This is a genomic window from Pseudomonas sp. RL_5y_Pfl2_69, assembly GCF_963970465.1.
GTDB lineage: Bacteria > Pseudomonadota > Gammaproteobacteria > Pseudomonadales > Pseudomonadaceae > Aquipseudomonas.
Window position 1 is genome coordinate 439,198 of the sequence record NZ_CAXAOU010000001.1, and the last position, 16,661, is coordinate 455,858.

Here is a 16,661-nt window from a genome sequence, read left to right on the forward strand (position 1 = left end):
CAACCACGCGAGGAAGCGCCCCAGCAGCAGGACGAGCAAAACAACAGTCGTCCGCACCTGCTTTCCGGTATCCATGCGCTGGACAACATCACGGTCAACGACATCCTGATCCCGCGCAGCGAAGTCGAGGGCCTCAATCTGGATGATCCGATCGAAGACCTGATCGAACAACTACGCCAGACCACACGCACGCGCCTGCCGGTGTTTCACAACGACATCAATCAGGTCGAAGCCATCCTCAACACCCGCCACATTCAACACATGCTGCCTGATGCCAGCCTGACCAAAGAGGCATTGCTGGCCGTCTGCCACGAACCTTACTTCATCCCCGAAAGCACCCCGCTGCAACTGCAACTGCTGAACTTCCACAAGCAGCAGCGACGGCTGGGCGTGGTGGTCGATGAATACGGCGAAGTGCTGGGCATCGTGACACTTGAAGACATCCTCGAAGAAATCGTGGGTGAGTTCGAAGATGAGCAAAATATCGACAACCCCCATATCGATCCCCTGCCCGACGGACGCTATGTGATTGATGGCGCAGCCTCCATACGCGAGCTGAACAAAGCCCTGGGCTGGCACCTGCCCTGCGACGGCCCCAAAACCCTCAATGGCCTTGTCACCGAAGCGCTGGAAACCATCCCGGAAACCACGGTATGCCTGAAGATCGGCGGCTACCGCCTGGAGATCCTCCAGACCGAAGATAACCGCGTCAGCCGAGTGCTTATCTGGCACAACAGCGTCAAGCCCGCGGCTTAATCGCCGCGTAAGGTCTTGTTACATTTAAACGGGCCTCCCTATAATCTTCCTCGCTTACCCAAGCCTCGCCGACACGCGTGCTACCCGCACCCAGCGCTGTCGGCGCGTTGCTTTACGCAGTACCTGCGTACGTTCCCATCCTGAACTGCGCTTGCACCCTGTTATCCCTCAGGGCAAACGACCATAAAAATTGCTCGCCACGTCACGCCGCAAAGGCTGACATCGGCCAATGAGCTCATAACTGTCAGGGATTTACGCATGACCTCCAGCACAACTTACAGCGAAGCCTCGCCCGACAAGCCGGCCAATTCCGCAACCCGCGTTGCCACGGCCAGTTTTATCGGCACGGCCATCGAGTTCTACGACTTTTACGTGTATGCCACCGCTGCCGCACTGGTCATTGGCCCGGTATTTTTTCCGCAGACTTCCGGCACGGCGCAGATGCTGTCGGCGTTCCTGACCTTCGGCATTGCCTTTCTCGCCCGCCCGCTGGGCTCTTTCCTGTTTGGCCACTTCGGTGACCGTATCGGGCGCAAATCCACATTGGTCGCCTCCCTGCTGCTGATGGGCGTGTGCACCACGCTGATCGGCGTGCTGCCAGGTTACGCCACGATCGGCGCCTGGGCGCCGATCCTGCTGTGCGTGCTGCGCTTCGGTCAGGGGCTCGGGTTGGGCGGGGAATGGGGCGGCGCAGCATTGCTGGCCACCGAGAACGCTCCCAAAGGCAAGCGCGCCTGGTATGGCATGTTCCCGCAACTGGGGCCCTCGATCGGGTTTCTGGCAGCCAACGGCCTGTTCCTGATTCTGGCAATGAGCCTGAGCGATGAGCAGTTCCGCTCATGGGGCTGGCGCATCCCCTTCCTGCTGAGTGCGGCGCTGGTGATGGTCGGCTTGTATGTGCGCCTGAAACTGGAAGAAACACCGGTGTTTGCCAAAGCCGTAGCGCAACACGAGCGGGTGAAAATGCCCATCGTTGAGCTCTTCAGCCAATACTGGGCACCGATGCTGCTGGGCGCTGCCTCGATGGTCGTGTGCTATGCACTGTTCTATATCTCGACCGTGTTTTCGCTAAGTTATGGCGTGTCCACGCTGGGCTATACCCGCGAGACCTTCCTCGGCCTGCTGTGCTTTGCCGTGCTGTTCATGGCCGCTGCAACACCTCTTTCAGCCTGGGCCAGCGATAGATATGGACGCAAGCCGGTGCTGATTGTCGGCGGTGTACTGGCGATCTTGTCGGGCTTTCTGATGGAGCCTCTGCTCACCCAGGGTTCGACCTGGGGCGTGGCGCTGTTTCTGTGCATCGAGCTGTTTCTGATGGGCGTGACCTTTGCCCCCATGGGCGCCCTGCTGCCTGAACTGTTCCCGACCCGCGTGCGCTATACCGGCGCATCGGCGGCGTACAACCTGGGCGGGATTGTGGGCGCATCGGCCGCACCGTTCTTTGCCCAGAAGCTGGTGAGCATGGGCGGTTTGAGCTGGGTGGGCGGGTATGTTTCGGGTGCGGCAGTGCTCAGCCTGATCGCTGTGCTGTGCCTGAAAGAAACAAAAGAGGCTGACCTGAACAAGGTGGCCTGATCGGCGCAGGAAATACGTAGTCGCTGTCGAGGCACGAAGGCTGCGAGCTCTTAAAGTTTAAAAGCTCGCAGCCTTCGTGCCTCGGCAGCGACTACGGGGATGTTTTTTTACAGCTCGACCACTACAGCCTTGGCTGCACGGGTCGCCTTGGCGCGTGCAGCTTCAATCGACTCATCACGGGCCAGGGCCACGCCCATGCGGCGCTGGCCATTGACCTCTGGCTTGCCGAACAGGCGCAAGGCCGTATCCGGCTCGCTCAAGGCCGCACCCAGGTTGGAGAACGCGGTCTGAGTCGACTGCCCTTCCACCAAAATCACCGCCGAGGCCGATGGCCCGAACTGACGGATCAGCGGAATCGGCAAGCCGAGAATCGCGCGTGCATGCAGGGCGAACTGGGACAGGTCCTGGGAAATCAGCGTGACCAGACCGGTATCGTGCGGGCGCGGCGAGACTTCGCTGAACCACACCTGATCGCCCTTAATGAACAGCTCAACGCCAAACAGGCCGCGGCCACCCAGCGCCTCGGTCACGGCTTTGGCAACACGCTCGGACTCGGCCAGAGCAATCGGACTCATGGCCTGCGGCTGCCAGGACTCCTGGTAGTCGCCCTTCTCCTGACGGTGACCGACCGGCGCGCAGAACGTGGTGCCACCGATGTGGCGTACGGTCAGCAGGGTGATTTCGTAGTCGAAGTCGATAAAGCCTTCGACAATGACCCGCCCCTTGCCCGCACGACCGCCTTCTTGTGCGTAGTCCCAGGCAGCTTTCACATCATCAGTGCTGCGCAGCAGGCTCTGGCCCTTGCCCGACGAGCTCATCACCGGCTTGACCACACACGGGAAGCCCAGGTCCAGCACGGCGGCGCTGTAGTCTTCAAAGGTATCGGCAAAGTGGTACGGCGAGGTTGGCAGGTCCAACTCTTCTGCCGCCAGACGTCGAATGCCTTCGCGGTTCATGGTCAGCGAAGTGGCGCGGGCGGTCGGAATGACGGTAAAGCCTTCGGCTTCCAGCTCAACCAGGGTCGCGGTGGCAATGGCTTCGATTTCAGGAACAATAAAGTGCGGCTTTTCTGCTTCGATCACGGCACGCAAGGCTGCGCCATCGAGCATATTGATGACGTGGCTGCGATGGGCAACCTGCATGGCCGGTGCGTTGGCATAGCGATCGACAGCGATCACTTCGACCCCCAGACGCTGCAATTCGATGACAACTTCTTTGCCCAGTTCGCCGCAGCCACACAGCAATACGCGGGTCGCGGTCGGCGACAGTGGGGTTCCGATACGGGTCATTTCAGGTCCTCATGGAAACAAATCATCGAAGGCGCGCACACAACCTGCGCCTGCAGGGGAAGAAAGGCCGGCATTTTACCTGACTAAACGGCTGCTTTGCGCAGTCGCCAGGCCATTGCCAGCCACACACAAGTCACTCCGGCAAATTTCGACGCCATGGCGATGAGAATCACGCCCGGGGTAAACGCATCGATCATGCCGAAAAAGATAAAGGTATCAATCGGGATACTCAGCGCAGAGCTGATCCACAAGCGGTCATGCAAGGGTCGCTTGGTGATGCTGAACACCAGCCAGTCGATGCATTCGGAGACGGCGAACGCGGTGGCGCTGGCCAGGGCAATCGAAGGATCAGAGGTGATGTATGACAGCACCAGTGCCGCCAGCATGGCCAACAGCGCACCGTGGCCAAAGCGGGTTTGCACCATGTCGCGCAAAACAAACACCAGCCCGCCCCAGGCCGACCAGATAATGTCCAGGTGCGGCGCCGTCGAGAACGCGAAGTTGATCAGCACGACGCTGGCGATATAAGCGATAAGAAACAGCATGGGAGCGGGCGACACCTCTGAATAAGGCGCACAGGGTACTTGAGTCGCACCCGATTTTGTACCCGTCACAGGCCCCTGTGGCAGCGGTATTTGTCAGGTACTGGCGCCCTGCATCCACACCAGGCCACTGGACTTGGCCCGCTCATGACACAGCACCAGCACTTCCCGGCGCTCGACGTTGGTCATGCGGCTCCAACGGGTGATTTCAGCCACGGTACGCTGACAACCACTGCACACATCGTCGTCATCCAATGCGCAAATGTTCACACAGGGAGAGGCGACCGGGCGCTCCACTTCAGTCATTGCTCTGCACCTTCAAATCACGGGCATAACGCTGGCCGTTCTGCACGTAATGCGCGGCACTGGCCTCCAGCAGTTTTTTCTGTTCGTCGGTCAAGTCACGCACCACCTTGCCCGGCGACCCCATGACCAGCGAACCGTCCGGGATTTCCTTGCCTTCGCCAATCAGCGAGTTGGCGCCAATGATGCAATGCTTGCCGATTCTGGCGCCATTGAGGATGACTGCATTGATCCCGATCAGGCTGTAATCACCCACCGTGCAACCATGCAACATGGCGTTATGGCCAATGGTCACCCCCGTCCCCAGGGTCAGCGGGTAGCCCATATCGGTATGCATCACTGCGCCATCTTGCACGTTACTGTTCTTGCCAATCAGGATCAGCTCGTTATCACCGCGCAACACGGCGTTGAACCAGACACTGGCACCCTCCTCCAGGCGCACCTTGCCGATCAGGGTGGCGTTGGGCGCGGTCCAGCTTTCTGGATGGGTTTCGACGAGCGAGTCGCCCAGGCTGTATTTCATGCAGGTGTCCTCAAGGCAGCGTGGCCGTCTGCTGACGGCTCTAGATTGGAATGGAACGCTCAGGCGGGGTATGCAGATTGATATTGACGTCGTCGTACAGCAGGTTCATCAGCTCAACGATCATGATTGCCGTGAGCCCCCAGATTTTATAAACCCCAAAACGGTAGCTCGGCACATACCAGCTGCGCCCCTGATAATCGATGCGATGGGTGTGCTCACGGGGGTCCTGGCGAAAAAAATCCAGAGGTACGCTGAACACGGCGGCAATTTCGGCGTCGTTGGCCAGGTATTCAACGTAGTCCGGGACGAGGCCAACGTAGGGCGTTACACGGATACCGTGCAATGAAATCAAAGGGCTCAGCGGCCCGATGACTTCGACCAGCCCGGGTGGCAGGCCGATCTCTTCTTCGGCCTCACGCAGGGCGGTAAATACCAGATCCGGGTCTTCAGGATCGCGGCGCCCGCCCGGGAAAGCCACTTCACCGCCGTGGGTAGACAACCCGCTGGCACGCAGGGTCAGAATCAGTTCGGGTTCAGCGCTGCGCGTCACCGGCAACAGCACGGCAGCCTCGGGGAAATTCCGTTCCGTTTCCAGCGTGCGCGGGGTGTAGCGGCTTACACGGCCAAGCAGCTCGTCCAGCATAGGTCATCTCGATCCGTCACTTATCGGGCATCATGCACCAAATCGTGGGCAGCACCCAAGCCCCACAGTGTCGCAGCCGCCATATCGCACTTGCCGCGAGGCCGCCTCAGCCCCCAAGATAGGCGCCAGAGCCAGAGACCCCAGCATGAAATTTTGCAGCCAGTGCGGCCACTCCGTCAGCCAACACATCCCTCAAGGCGATTCACGCCTGCGGTATGTGTGCGACCACTGCCAGACCATTCACTATCAGAACCCGAATATCGTTGCCGGCTGCCTGCCGACCTGGGGCACACAAGTGCTGTTGTGCCGTCGCGCCATCGAGCCGCGCAAAGGCTTCTGGACGCTGCCCGCAGGTTTCATGGAAAACGGCGAGACGGTCGAACATGCGGCCCGACGTGAAACCCTCGAAGAAGCCTGCGCTGCAGTTGAAAACCTGAACATCTACACCCTGATCGATGTGCCGCACATTAATCAGGTGCATATTTTTTATCGTGCCGAGCTGCAAAGCCTCGATTTTTCAGCCGGTGAAGAGAGCCTTGAAGTCCGGCTTTTTGAAGAAGCTGACATCCCTTGGTCAGAGCTGGCTTTCCGCACGGTCAGCCGTACCCTAGAATGCTTTTTCGCTGACCGCCAGGACAACACCTACCCCGTGCGCAGCGAGGCTGTAGCGCCCCTGTCCAGCCTGATCAAACCCCAACAATAATGCTGTTCGCCTTGCACCTCAGGAATATCCCTCTAATGCGTTGGTTGCTCGCTGCTCTTTGCTTTTCATTTGCCGTTACCTGCCAGGCTTCTGTTGTCATCACCGTAAACGGCAAACCCGTCGATAAGAATCAGGTACTCCAGTCAACCCCATCGGCACCCTCTGCGCACGCCGGGCAAAGTATCGACAAGGTCCTTGTGCTCAAGTCTGCCCGCAAGTTGCAACTGATCAGCGATGGCAAACCTATCAAGACCTACCGCATCTCCCTGGGCAAACAACCCAAGGGGCCAAAAATGCGCGAGGGAGACAAACGCACGCCTGAGGGGCTGTACTGGGTCGACTGGCGCAAAAAAAGCGACAAGTTCAACCTGGCCATGCACATCAACTACCCCAATATCAGCGATGCGGCCACCGCCCGGCGTGAAGGCGTGAACCCCGGGTCGATGATCATGATCCACGGCACGCCGGACAGCGAAGAAAACCCTGAAGAACTGTTCCACACCCTGGACTGGACCGATGGCTGCATCGCAATGAAAAACCACGAAATGCGCGAAGTCTGGAACCTGGTCAAGGACGGCACGATGGTTGAAATCCGCCCCTGAGCAAAAATAAATTCCAGCCGCCGTACCAGCATCCTCATCCCTGCACACTTAATACCACTGCACTGCGCCGGGCCCATCAGGGCCCGCAACCTCTTGGCGCCTCCGCCAACACGCTAATACCACTTAAACACCAAATAAGTAGCCATCCCTGAGAAGCTTGCTCATACAGCGAGATACCCCCAATTTCGCGCATTGACTTGGTATTAAAGTGGTATTAGTTTTGCCGCATTACCGAGCGACAAAAACCCAACAACCGCATCGGACACATCCCCATGAGCACGCTTCTTGCCCTACGCCCGGACGACACCCTGGCCACGCCGCTGTACCTGCAACTCGCCCGAAACCTGGAAGCCGCTATTCACGCTGGCGTCTGGAAAGCCGAGCAGGCACTGCCATCCGAGCGCAGCCTGAGCGAACAACTGGGCCTGTCCCGCGTTACCGCCCGCAAAGCCCTGGAAGTGCTGTTCGAACAGGGCCTGATCCGCCGCAGCCAGGGCTCCGGTACCTTTATCACGCCACGGCTCGAGCAACCGTTGTCGCGGCTTTCCAGCTTCAGCGAAATGCTCCGGCTTAAGGGCTTTGTGCCAAGTTCACAGTGGCTGGACCGGGAAATCACCCCGCCTACCCATGAGGAGCTGATCCGTCTGGCGCTGTCGCCCACCGACAAAGTCGCCCGCCTCAAGCGTCTTCGCAAAGCCGATGACACGGTCATGGCCATCGAAATGAGCACCCTGCCTGCATGGCTGATCCCACAGCCGCAAGTGATTGGCGACTCGCTCTACGAACACCTGGACCGTATTGGCAAACCGGTGGTCCGCGCCCTGCAGCACATTCAGGCGGTCAACGCCTCAGCCGAATTTGCCGCGCTGGTCGGGATCGAAGCGGGTACCGCCATGCTGCTGATGACGCGGGTCGGTTATCTGGAAGACAACACCCCCATCGAAGTCACCGACACCTATTGCCGTAACGATTACTACGACTTCGTGGCCGAGCTGCGCCGCTAACCCTCACTCGACGTCACGCCCGGAGAGCCGATCATGTCTGAAGCCAACATCCTCACCCCCCAAGGCTGGATTCGCGGTCACCTGCGGCTGCAAGGCGCCAAGGTGCTCGGTATCGAAGGCCGCCCCTGCGACCCGGCTGACAATGACCTGCCGTACCTGCTACCCGGTTTTATCGACTTGCATGTTCATGGCGGCGGCGGCAAAGACATCATGCAAGGCAGTGAGGCCTTCGAAACCATCATCCACGATGCGGGCAACACGATTTTCGCCAATCTGGCGCTGATCTTCGCCATCGGTATCGCGGTGGGTTTTGCCCGGGACAATAACGGTACCGCGGGCCTGGCCGGGGCCATCGGCTACCTGGTGCTGGTCTCGACTCTCAAAGTGCTCGATGCCAGCATCAATATGGGCATGCTCGCCGGGATCGTCAGCGGTCTGATGGCCGGGGGGCTGTATAACCGCTTCAAGGACATCAAACTGCCGGAGTACCTGGCGTTTTTTGGTGGCAGGCGCTTTGTGCCGATTGTCACCGGGTTTGCCGCTGTGGGCCTGGGCGTGGTGTTCGGCTTGATCTGGCCGCCGATCCAGAACGGTATCAACAGCCTGGGGGTATTGCTGCTTGAAAGCGGCAGCATAGGAGCGTTCATTTTTGGTGTATTGAATCGACTGTTGATCATCACCGGGCTGCACCACATCCTCAACAACATGGCGTGGTTCGTGTTCGGAAGCTTTACCAACGAAGCGGGGCAAGTAGTGACCGGCGACCTGACTCGTTACTTTGCAGGCGACCCCAAGGGCGGGCAATTCATGACCGGCATGTTTCCGGTGATGATGTTTGGCCTGCCTGCTGCGTGCCTGGCGATGTACCGCAATGCCCTGCCGGAGCGGCGCAAACTGATGGGCGGGATTTTCCTGTCACTGGCGCTGACGGCCTTTTTGACCGGTGTCACCGAGCCCATCGAGTTTGCCTTCATGTTTCTCGCACCCCTGCTCTATATGTTGCATGCGTTGCTGACCGGGCTGTCGATGGCCATCACCAACCTGCTGAATATCCATTTGGGATTCACCTTTTCCGGCGGTGCAATCGACATGCTGCTGGGCTGGGGCAAGTCCACCAATGGCTGGATGATTTTTCCCATCGGGCTGGCGTACTTCGCTATTTACTACGTGGTGTTCGATTACTGCATCCGTCGCTTCAAACTCAAAACCCCGGGCCGTGAAGACAACCCTGTGGCAGAAACCGCCGACCTTACCGGGCAGCAGCGCGCCAACGCCTACATCCAGGCCCTGGGTGGCCCGGAAAACCTGATCACGGTAGGTGCCTGCACCACCCGCCTGCGACTGGAGCTGGCAGACCGTAGCAAAGCGCAAGATGATGCGCTGAGAGCCCTTGGCGCCATGGGCGTGATGCGTCCCGGCCGTGCAGGCAGCTTGCAAGTAGTCGTTGGCCCGACTGCCGATAGCATGGCAGATGAGATACGTTCGGCCCTCTCGCAGCTCAACCTCCAGCCAGCCGTAACCACGGCTCAGGCCGCAGAGGAAGAACCGGCACACAAGATGGAACCCGGGCACGCAGAGCAATGGCTAGCCGTTTTGGGGGGGCGCAACAATGTATTGCACGTTGAATGCGTGGCGCTTACCCGCTTGCGGGTCAAGCTGGCGAACGAGGATTTGCTGTCAGAGGATTTGCTCGACGCATTGGGCAGCCAAGGCATCAGCCAGCACGCCGATGGCATTTGGCATGTGGTCGTGGGGAAACACGCAAAGGGGTTGAGCGAGATACTGGAGCAGATGATCAGGCCGACAAGCCAGAGCTGACGCAAACCTGTGTCAGCAGTTGCAGGTTTGGTACGGGTTTACATATCAGCCAAACGCCACACTTCATAAGCGGGCGTTTCATACGGGTGGCTGTGCTTGAGCGCAGCCACCACGTCGTGGACAAGATCGTCAGCGACGACCAGCTCAACTTTCCATTCCCCGACATATTCGACCTGGCCGGTTTGCCCGATAAACGGCTGACTGCCGTCCAGCGCGCGAAACTGGCCCTGGCCCAAGGTCTGCCAGGCGCAGTGGTCATAATTGCCGATTCGTCCGCCACCGGCGGCGAATACGGCATTTTTGACCACGTCCACGTGGCTTGGGGGAACGAAGAAGCTGAGCTTGTACATCGCTTTTAATCTACCCAGCCTTTAATTGACCCAAGCACGAGCGTTACGGAACATGCGCAACCACGGCGCATCTTCGTTCCACTCTTCTGGACGCCACGAGTTCTGCACGGCGCGGAACACACGCTCAGGGTGCGGCATCATGATGGTGACACGACCGTCACTGCTGGTCAGGCCGGTAATCCCGCGCGGCGAGCCGTTCGGGTTGGCCGGGTAGTTTTCAGTGACCTTGCCGTGGTTGTCGACGAAACGCAGCGCCACAGAACCGGACAGATCCGCTTGCAGCATGGCTTCTTCGCTGGCGAACTCGGCATGACCTTCACCGTGAGCAATGGCGATTGGCATGCGCGAACCGGCCATGCCCTGCAGGAAGATCGAGTTCGACTCCTGCACCTGGACCATCGCCACACGGGCTTCGAACTGCTCGGAGCGGTTGCGCACGAAGTGTGGCCACAACTCGCTGCCTGGAATCAATTCGCTCAGGTTGGACATCATCTGGCAACCGTTGCACACACCCAGGGAGAAGCTGTCGGTACGCTCAAAGAAGCTCTGGAACGCATCACGGGCACGGGCATTGAACAGAGCCGACTTGGCCCAGCCTTCACCGGCACCCAGCACGTCGCCGTAGGAGAAACCACCGCAGGCAACCAGGCCCTTGAACTCGTTCAGGTCGACACGGCCGGCCAGAATGTCGCTCATATGGACGTCGATGGCATTGAAGCCGGCGCGATCGAACGCCGCCGCCATTTCAACCTGACCGTTTACACCCTGCTCACGCAGTACGGCCACCTGAGGGCGAATGCCTGTCTTGATGTACGGCGCGCTGATGTTCTCGTTGACATCAAAGCTCAGCTTGACGCTCAGGCCCGGATTGTCTTCTTCAAGCAACACGGCGAACTCTTGCTCCGCGCACTCGGCGTTGTCGCGCATGCGCTGGATCTGGTAGCTGGTTTCAGCCCACTGACGTTGCAGCAGACGGCGCTGACCTTCAAACACGGTCTCGCCATTGAACTCGATGCTTACATCGTCACAGTTGCGCGGCTGGCCAATGACCGATACGCAGTCGCCCAAACCGGCAGCGCTGAACTGCGCAAGGATGTCTGCCATGGAGTCCTGGCGAACCTGGATCACTGCACCCAACTCTTCGTTGAACAGGATCGCAGGAATGTCGGCGGCGGTTTCAGCCAGGCCGTCGAGGACCAGGTTGACACCACAGTGACCGGCAAACGCCATTTCCATCACGCTGGTCAGCAAACCACCGTCGGAACGGTCGTGGTAAGCCAGCAGATGGCCGTCGGCATTCAAGCCCTGGATCACGGCGAAGAAAGCCTTGAGGTCTTCTGCGTCATCAACGTCGGGAGCCTGTTTACCCAGCTTGCCGTAGGTTTGAGCCAGGATGGAGGCGCCCATACGGTTTTGGCCACGACCCAGATCGATCAGAACCAGATCGGTCAGGCCCTTGTCCATGCGCAGCACGGGGGTCAGGGTCTGGCGCACGTCGAGCACCGGGGCAAAACCGGTAACGACCAACGACAGCGGCGAGGTGACCGTCTTGTCAGTACCCTCTTCGCTCCAGCGGGTTTGCATGGACATCGAGTCCTTGCCCACCGGAATGGTGATGCCCAGCTCAGGGCACAGCTCCATGCCGACCGCTTTCACGGTGTCGTACAGGCGGGCGTCTTCACCCGGGTGGCCAGCAGCGGACATCCAGTTGGCAGACAGCTTGATGTCACTGATCTTGCCGATCCGCGAAGCTGCGATGTTGGTCAGGGTTTCGCCGATCGCCATGCGGCCCGATGCCGGGGCATCCAGCAGTGCCAGCGGAGTACGCTCGCCCATGGCCATGGCTTCACCGGTGTAGACGTCGAAGCTGGTGGCGGTGACGGCAACGTCAGCCACAGGCACCTGCCACGGACCCACCATCTGGTCACGAGCAACCAGGCCGGTGATGGTACGGTCGCCGATGGTGATCAGGAAGCTCTTGCTCGCTACAGCCGGGTGATGCAGGACGCGTTCAACACATTCGCCGATGTTCAGCGCTGCCGGGTCGAAATCATCGCCCAGCTCTGCTTCACGCACTGCTGAACGGTGCATGCGCGGCGCCTTGCCCAGCAACACTTCCAGTGGCATGTCCACCGGGTTGTTGCCGAAGTGGCTGTCGGTGACGGTCAGTTGCGGCTCGGCAGTGGCTTCGCCGACGACGGCAAACGGGCAACGCTCGCGTTCGCAAATCGCCTGGAAGCGGTCGAAATCTTCGACGCCCACGGCCAGAACGTAACGTTCCTGGGATTCGTTGCTCCAGATTTCGTGCGGGGCCATGCCCGGCTCGTCGTTTGGAATATTGCGCAGTTCAAAACGACCGCCACGCTCACCGTCGTTCACCAACTCAGGGAAAGCGTTGGACAGACCGCCCGCACCCACGTCGTGGATGAAGCTGATCGGGTTTTTGTCACCCAACTGCCAGCAACGGTCGATCACTTCCTGGCAACGACGTTCCATTTCCGGGTTTTCGCGCTGAACCGAAGCGAAGTCCAGGTCAGCCGAGCTTGCGCCGGTGGCCATCGAGGAAGCCGCGCCGCCGCCCAGGCCGATCAACATCGCCGGGCCACCGAGCACGATCAGCTTGGAGCCAACCGTGATTTCGGCTTTCTGTACGTGTTCGGCGCGAATGTTGCCCATGCCGCCAGCCAGCATGATTGGCTTGTGGTAACCACGGACTTCTTCGCCACGTGGAGTCGTGATGGACTGTTCGAAGGTACGGAAGTAACCGGTCAGGGCCGGACGACCGAATTCGTTGTTGAACGCAGCACCGCCCAGAGGGCCTTCGATCATGATGTCCAGCGCGGTAACAATGCGCTCTGGCTTGCCGTACGGCACTTCCCACGGCTGTACAAAGCCTGGGATCTGCAGGTTGGATACGGTAAAGCCGGTCAGGCCAGCCTTGGGCTTGGCACCACGACCGGTTGCGCCTTCGTCACGAATCTCGCCACCGGAACCGGTCGCAGCACCCGGGAACGGGGCGATTGCGGTTGGGTGGTTGTGAGTTTCGACCTTCATCAGGATGTGTACAGGCTCCTGCACCGCGCCGTACTGGCGGGTTTCAGGGTCCGGGAAGAAACGCCCGGCAACACTGCCTACGATGACCGAAGCGTTGTCCTTATAAGCAGACAGAACGCCTTCGCTGTGCATCACGTAGGTGTTCTTGATCATGCCAAACAGGCTTTTGTCCTGGCTCTGGCCGTCAATATCCCAACTGGCGTTGAAGATCTTGTGACGGCAATGCTCGGAGTTGGCCTGGGCAAACATCATCAGTTCGATGTCGTGCGGGTTGCGACCCAAACCGTTGAAGGCGTTGACCAGATAGTCGATTTCGTCTTCAGCCAGTGCCAGACCCAACTCGACGTTGGCTTTTTCCAGCGCGGCGCGACCGCCACCCAGCACGTCAATCGCTGTCAGCGGCTTGGGCTCGGCGTGACTGAACAGACCGCTGGCCTGCTCGAGGTTACCCAGCACGATTTGCGTCATGCGGTCATGCAGTGCAGCACCAATCAGCTCGGCATCAGCGTCGCTGAACTGGCCAGCCACGTAGAACGCAATGCCTCGCTCCAGGCGCTGGACTTTAGCCAGGCCACAGTTGCGGGCAATGTCGCTGGCCTTGCTGGACCAGGGGGAAATGGTGCCAAACCGCGGCAACACCAGGAACAGTCGGCCGCTCGGCTCTTGGACCGGTACGCTTGGACCGTACTTCAGGAGACGAGCCAGTACCTGCTGTTCATCGCTGGTCAGCTCACCGGTCGTTTCGGCAAAGTGGGCGAATTCAGCATACAAACCAGTGACAGCCGGAACCTTCAGGCTCAGTTGTGCAAGGAGTTTGCTGTGGCGAAAGGCAGAAAGGGCAGGAGCGCCGCGCAGGATCAACATCTTCGGGACAGCCTCGGGAGGGGTATGCTTTGAGGCCCGGCATTCTAGCCTAAACCGTTCGCCTCGGCACCCGAAACGGTACACCTGACGCACACCAGACGTCGCTAATCGACCAAACCCTTATTCTTTATAGCTATCAGCGGCTTGAGCGATGGTCTTTTATGATCTTTAGACAGTGACCCGACCCCCATTCCACAGGGGTTTCAGGGTTTTTTGCAGCCAATATCAGAATGATCAAAAATTGTCGAGATATGGCACCTGCGCAGCTTTGCGTATACTGCGCGGATGTTTTCTCTAACTGTATTCCGCCAGCGCTGCGCCAGATGGCTCTTCGCAACCGGACTCTTCCTGATGCTCGGTGCCTGCGTTGAAAAACCCAGCACCCTTGAGCGCGTAAAGGAGGACGGGGTACTGCGGGTGATCACCCGTAACAGCCCGGCGACCTATTTCGAGGATCGCAATGGCGAAACCGGCTTTGAATATGAGCTGGTGAAGCGCTTTGCCGACGATCTGGGGGTAGAGCTTAAAATCGAAACGGCTGACAACCTGGATGAAATGTTCAACCAGTTGAGCCAACCCGACGGCCCTGTTTTGGCTGCTGCCGGTCTGGTCAGCAGCGAGAAGCGCCTCCAACAAGCCAAGTTCTCCCACCCGTACCTTGAAGTCACGCCGCAGATCATCTATCGCAACGGGCAATCGCGTCCGACCTCCCCAGCCGATCTGGTTGGCAAACGCATCACCGTACTTAAAGGCAGCTCCCACGCCGAGCAGCTTGCCGAACTCAAGAAGCAATACCCCGGGATTGAATACGACGAGTCCGACGCGGTCGAAGTCGTCGACTTGCTGCGCATGGTCGATGAAGGGCAGATCGACCTCACACTCGTCGACTCCAACGAAGTGGCCATGAACCAGGTGTACTTCCCCAATGTTCGCGTGGCATTTGATCTGGGCGACGCGCGCAGCCAGCGCTGGGCAGTTGCCGCAGGTGAAGACAACAGCCTGCTCAACGAGATCAATGCGTACCTGGACAAGGTCGAGAAGAACGGCACCCTGCAACGCCTCAAAGACCGCTATTACGGGCACGTGGATGTACTGGGCTACGTGGGTGCCTATACCTTCGCCCAGCACCTGCAGCAGCGTCTGCCCAAGTATGAGAAGTTCTTCAAGGATGCCGCCAAAAAAGAACAGATCGACTGGCGCCTGCTCGCAGCCATGGGCTACCAGGAATCATTGTGGCAGCCCACGGTAACGTCCAAGACAGGCGTTCGCGGCCTGATGATGCTGACCCAGAACACTGCGCAAGCCATGGGCGTTTCCAACCGCCTGGATGCAAAGCAGAGCATCATGGGCGGTGCCAAATACCTCGCGCTGATCAAGAGCGAGCTGGACGATGACATAGAAGAGCCTGACCGCACGTGGTTTGCGCTGGCGGCCTACAACGTTGGCGGCGGACATCTGGAAGACGCACGCAAACTGGCCAAGAAAGAAGGCCTGAACCCGAACAAGTGGCTGGACGTGAAGAAGATGCTGCCTCGCCTTGCGCAGAAGCAGTGGTACAGCAAGACACGCTATGGCTACGCACGAGGCGGCGAGCCGGTGCATTTTGTGGCCAACATCCGTCGTTACTACGACATCCTGACATGGGCCACACAGCCGCAACTTGAAGGCGATCAGGCTGCTGACAGCAAGCTGCACATCCCCGGTATCGACAAGACCAAGCCCAAGGAAGAGCCACAGCTGTAGAGCGATTCATGTGCCGTAGTCGCTGCCGAGGAACGAAGGCTGCGAGCTTTTTCGCGATGCTCGTAAAATCAAGAGCTCGCAGCCTTCGTTCCTCGGCAGCGACTACGGGTCAGTATCAGATCCGCACCTGATCTACTTAAGCCTTAGCAGCAGCCACAATCAGCGCTTTCATCTCGGCCACAGCTGATTTGAAGCCCACGAACAACGCATGCGCTACCAGCGCATGGCCAATGTTCAACTCGTTAATCCCCTTGATTGCCGCTACCGCTTCCACGTTGTGGTAATGCAAGCCGTGGCCGGCGTTGACGATCAACCCCTGGGCCAGACCAAACGCCACCCCCTGCGCCACGCGCTGCAACTCTTCAGCGACGTCGGAAGGAGTCTGCGCGTCGGCATAACGGCCAGTGTGCAGTTCGATAGCAGGTGCACCGACGCGCCTCGACGCTTCAATCTGACGCTCGTCCGCATCGATGAACAGCGACACTTCACAACCGATTTTGGCCAGACGCTCGACAGCGGCCTTGATCCGCGCCTCTTGCCCGGCAACATCCAGACCGCCTTCAGTGGTCAGCTCCTGACGGGTTTCGGGCACCAGGCAGATATGAGCCGGGCGAATGTGCTCGGCAAATACCATCATTTCTTCAGTCACGCCCATTTCGAAGTTCATGCGCGTTTGCAGCACGTCCTTGAGCAGCAACACATCACGTTCTTGAATGTGCCGACGGTCTTCGCGCAGATGTACGGTGATGCCGTCGGCGCCCGCCTCTTCGGCGTCCAGCGCAGCCTTGACCGGGTCAGGGTAACGCGTGCCGCGAGCCTGACGCAGCGTGGCTACGTGGTCGATGTTCACGCCGAGAAGAATGCGATTGCTTTGGGTCACTGGGGCTCTCCT

At 59.3% G+C, this 16,661-nt stretch carries 14 protein-coding genes and 1 pseudogene; 7 read left to right on the forward strand and 8 right to left on the reverse strand.

Translation table 11 applies throughout. The features are described from left to right. Positions 1-51: 51 nt before the first annotated feature. Together AACY07_RS02020 and AACY07_RS02025 are read left to right on the forward strand one after the other, a co-directional pair. Positions 52-756, forward strand: a pseudogene (locus AACY07_RS02020) (transporter associated domain-containing protein); the annotation flags it as partial. A gap of 258 nt (positions 757-1,014) precedes the next feature. Further along, positions 1,015-2,331 carry an MFS transporter gene (locus AACY07_RS02025; RefSeq protein WP_133076265.1) on the forward strand — a complete coding sequence of 439 codons (1,317 nt, stop codon included), beginning with the start codon at positions 1,015-1,017 and terminating at the stop codon, positions 2,329-2,331. Between the two features lie 107 nt (positions 2,332-2,438). On the opposite strand, the gene purT is transcribed toward AACY07_RS02025, so the two are convergent. The 5 genes from purT to AACY07_RS02050 form a co-directional block, all read right to left on the reverse strand. Next, on the reverse strand, positions 2,439-3,620 hold the full coding sequence (gene purT, locus AACY07_RS02030; RefSeq protein WP_133076266.1) for a formate-dependent phosphoribosylglycinamide formyltransferase: 1,182 nt from the start codon (positions 3,618-3,620) through the stop codon (positions 2,439-2,441). Positions 3,621-3,703: 83 nt separating this feature from the next. After that, the gene (locus AACY07_RS02035) at positions 3,704-4,165 is read right to left on the reverse strand and encodes a VUT family protein (protein WP_019822065.1); all 462 of its coding nucleotides are present in this window, start codon (positions 4,163-4,165) and stop codon (positions 3,704-3,706) included. A gap of 93 nt (positions 4,166-4,258) precedes the next feature. Beyond that, positions 4,259-4,468, reverse strand: a complete 210-nt coding sequence (locus tag AACY07_RS02040; protein WP_133076268.1) for a DUF1289 domain-containing protein — start codon at positions 4,466-4,468, stop codon at positions 4,259-4,261. Further along, positions 4,461-4,988, reverse strand: a complete 528-nt coding sequence (locus AACY07_RS02045; protein ID WP_133076269.1) for a gamma carbonic anhydrase family protein — start codon at positions 4,986-4,988, stop codon at positions 4,461-4,463. The genes AACY07_RS02040 and AACY07_RS02045 overlap by 8 nt, the downstream gene beginning before the upstream one ends. Positions 4,989-5,028: 40 nt before the next feature. Continuing rightward, positions 5,029-5,631, reverse strand: coding sequence for a CoA pyrophosphatase (locus AACY07_RS02050; RefSeq protein WP_339473276.1), 603 nt, complete (start codon positions 5,629-5,631; stop codon positions 5,029-5,031). Between the two features lie 145 nt (positions 5,632-5,776). Between AACY07_RS02050 and AACY07_RS02055 the strand changes: the two genes are divergently transcribed. The 4 genes from AACY07_RS02055 (at position 5,777) to AACY07_RS02070 (ending at position 9,758) form a co-directional block, all read left to right on the forward strand. Beyond that, the gene (locus tag AACY07_RS02055) at positions 5,777-6,334 is read left to right on the forward strand and encodes an NUDIX hydrolase (RefSeq protein WP_339473277.1); all 558 of its coding nucleotides are present in this window, start codon (positions 5,777-5,779) and stop codon (positions 6,332-6,334) included. Positions 6,335-6,369: 35 nt separating this feature from the next. After that, on the forward strand, positions 6,370-6,936 hold the full coding sequence (locus AACY07_RS02060; protein WP_133076272.1) for a L,D-transpeptidase family protein: 567 nt from the start codon (positions 6,370-6,372) through the stop codon (positions 6,934-6,936). Positions 6,937-7,208: 272 nt separating this feature from the next. After that, a complete protein-coding gene (locus AACY07_RS02065; protein WP_339473279.1) occupies positions 7,209-7,940 on the forward strand; it encodes a GntR family transcriptional regulator in 732 nt (243 codons plus the stop codon). A 33-nt stretch (positions 7,941-7,973) separates the two neighbouring features. Beyond that, positions 7,974-9,758 (forward strand): PTS transporter subunit EIIC, encoded by a 1,785-nt coding sequence (locus AACY07_RS02070; RefSeq protein ID WP_339473280.1) that lies wholly within the window; start codon positions 7,974-7,976, stop codon positions 9,756-9,758. Between the two features lie 38 nt (positions 9,759-9,796). Here the strand turns inward: AACY07_RS02070 and AACY07_RS02075 are convergent, their stop codons facing one another. Beyond that, positions 9,797-10,108, reverse strand: coding sequence for a YqfO family protein (locus AACY07_RS02075; RefSeq protein WP_339473281.1), 312 nt, complete (start codon positions 10,106-10,108; stop codon positions 9,797-9,799). Positions 10,109-10,129: 21 nt separating this feature from the next. Continuing rightward, complete coding sequence (purL, locus tag AACY07_RS02080; RefSeq protein ID WP_133076274.1) at positions 10,130-14,026, reverse strand: phosphoribosylformylglycinamidine synthase; 3,897 nt, start codon at positions 14,024-14,026, stop codon at positions 10,130-10,132. 285 nt (positions 14,027-14,311) lie between these two features. Here purL and mltF point away from each other — a divergent pair, with 285 nt between their 5' ends. Beyond that, on the forward strand, positions 14,312-15,769 hold the full coding sequence (gene mltF / locus AACY07_RS02085) for a membrane-bound lytic murein transglycosylase MltF (RefSeq protein WP_133076275.1): 1,458 nt from the start codon (positions 14,312-14,314) through the stop codon (positions 15,767-15,769). Between the two features lie 136 nt (positions 15,770-15,905). Here the strand turns inward: mltF and pdxJ are convergent, their stop codons facing one another. Beyond that, positions 15,906-16,649: a pyridoxine 5'-phosphate synthase gene (gene pdxJ, locus AACY07_RS02090; protein WP_339473283.1), complete on the reverse strand. Its 744-nt coding sequence runs from the start codon at positions 16,647-16,649 to the stop codon at positions 15,906-15,908. Positions 16,650-16,661: the final 12 nt, after the last annotated feature.

Coding starts and splice junctions, on each gene's coding strand:
- AACY07_RS02055 (WP_339473277.1), top strand. CDS start 5,777: ATGAAATTTTGCAGCCAGTGCGGCCACTCCGTCAGCCAACACATCCCT.
- AACY07_RS02045 (WP_133076269.1), bottom strand. CDS start 4,988: ATGAAATACAGCCTGGGCGACTCGCTCGTCGAAACCCATCCAGAAAGC.
- purL (WP_133076274.1), bottom strand. CDS start 14,026: ATGTTGATCCTGCGCGGCGCTCCTGCCCTTTCTGCCTTTCGCCACAGC.
- AACY07_RS02035 (WP_019822065.1), bottom strand. CDS start 4,165: ATGCTGTTTCTTATCGCTTATATCGCCAGCGTCGTGCTGATCAACTTC.
- AACY07_RS02025 (WP_133076265.1), top strand. CDS start 1,015: ATGACCTCCAGCACAACTTACAGCGAAGCCTCGCCCGACAAGCCGGCC.
- AACY07_RS02075 (WP_339473281.1), bottom strand. CDS start 10,108: ATGTACAAGCTCAGCTTCTTCGTTCCCCCAAGCCACGTGGACGTGGTC.
- AACY07_RS02040 (WP_133076268.1), bottom strand. CDS start 4,468: ATGACTGAAGTGGAGCGCCCGGTCGCCTCTCCCTGTGTGAACATTTGC.
- purT (WP_133076266.1), bottom strand. CDS start 3,620: ATGACCCGTATCGGAACCCCACTGTCGCCGACCGCGACCCGCGTATTG.
- AACY07_RS02070 (WP_339473280.1), top strand. CDS start 7,974: ATGTCTGAAGCCAACATCCTCACCCCCCAAGGCTGGATTCGCGGTCAC.
- AACY07_RS02065 (WP_339473279.1), top strand. CDS start 7,209: ATGAGCACGCTTCTTGCCCTACGCCCGGACGACACCCTGGCCACGCCG.
- AACY07_RS02060 (WP_133076272.1), top strand. CDS start 6,370: ATGCGTTGGTTGCTCGCTGCTCTTTGCTTTTCATTTGCCGTTACCTGC.
- AACY07_RS02050 (WP_339473276.1), bottom strand. CDS start 5,631: ATGCTGGACGAGCTGCTTGGCCGTGTAAGCCGCTACACCCCGCGCACG.
- mltF (WP_133076275.1), top strand. CDS start 14,312: ATGTTTTCTCTAACTGTATTCCGCCAGCGCTGCGCCAGATGGCTCTTC.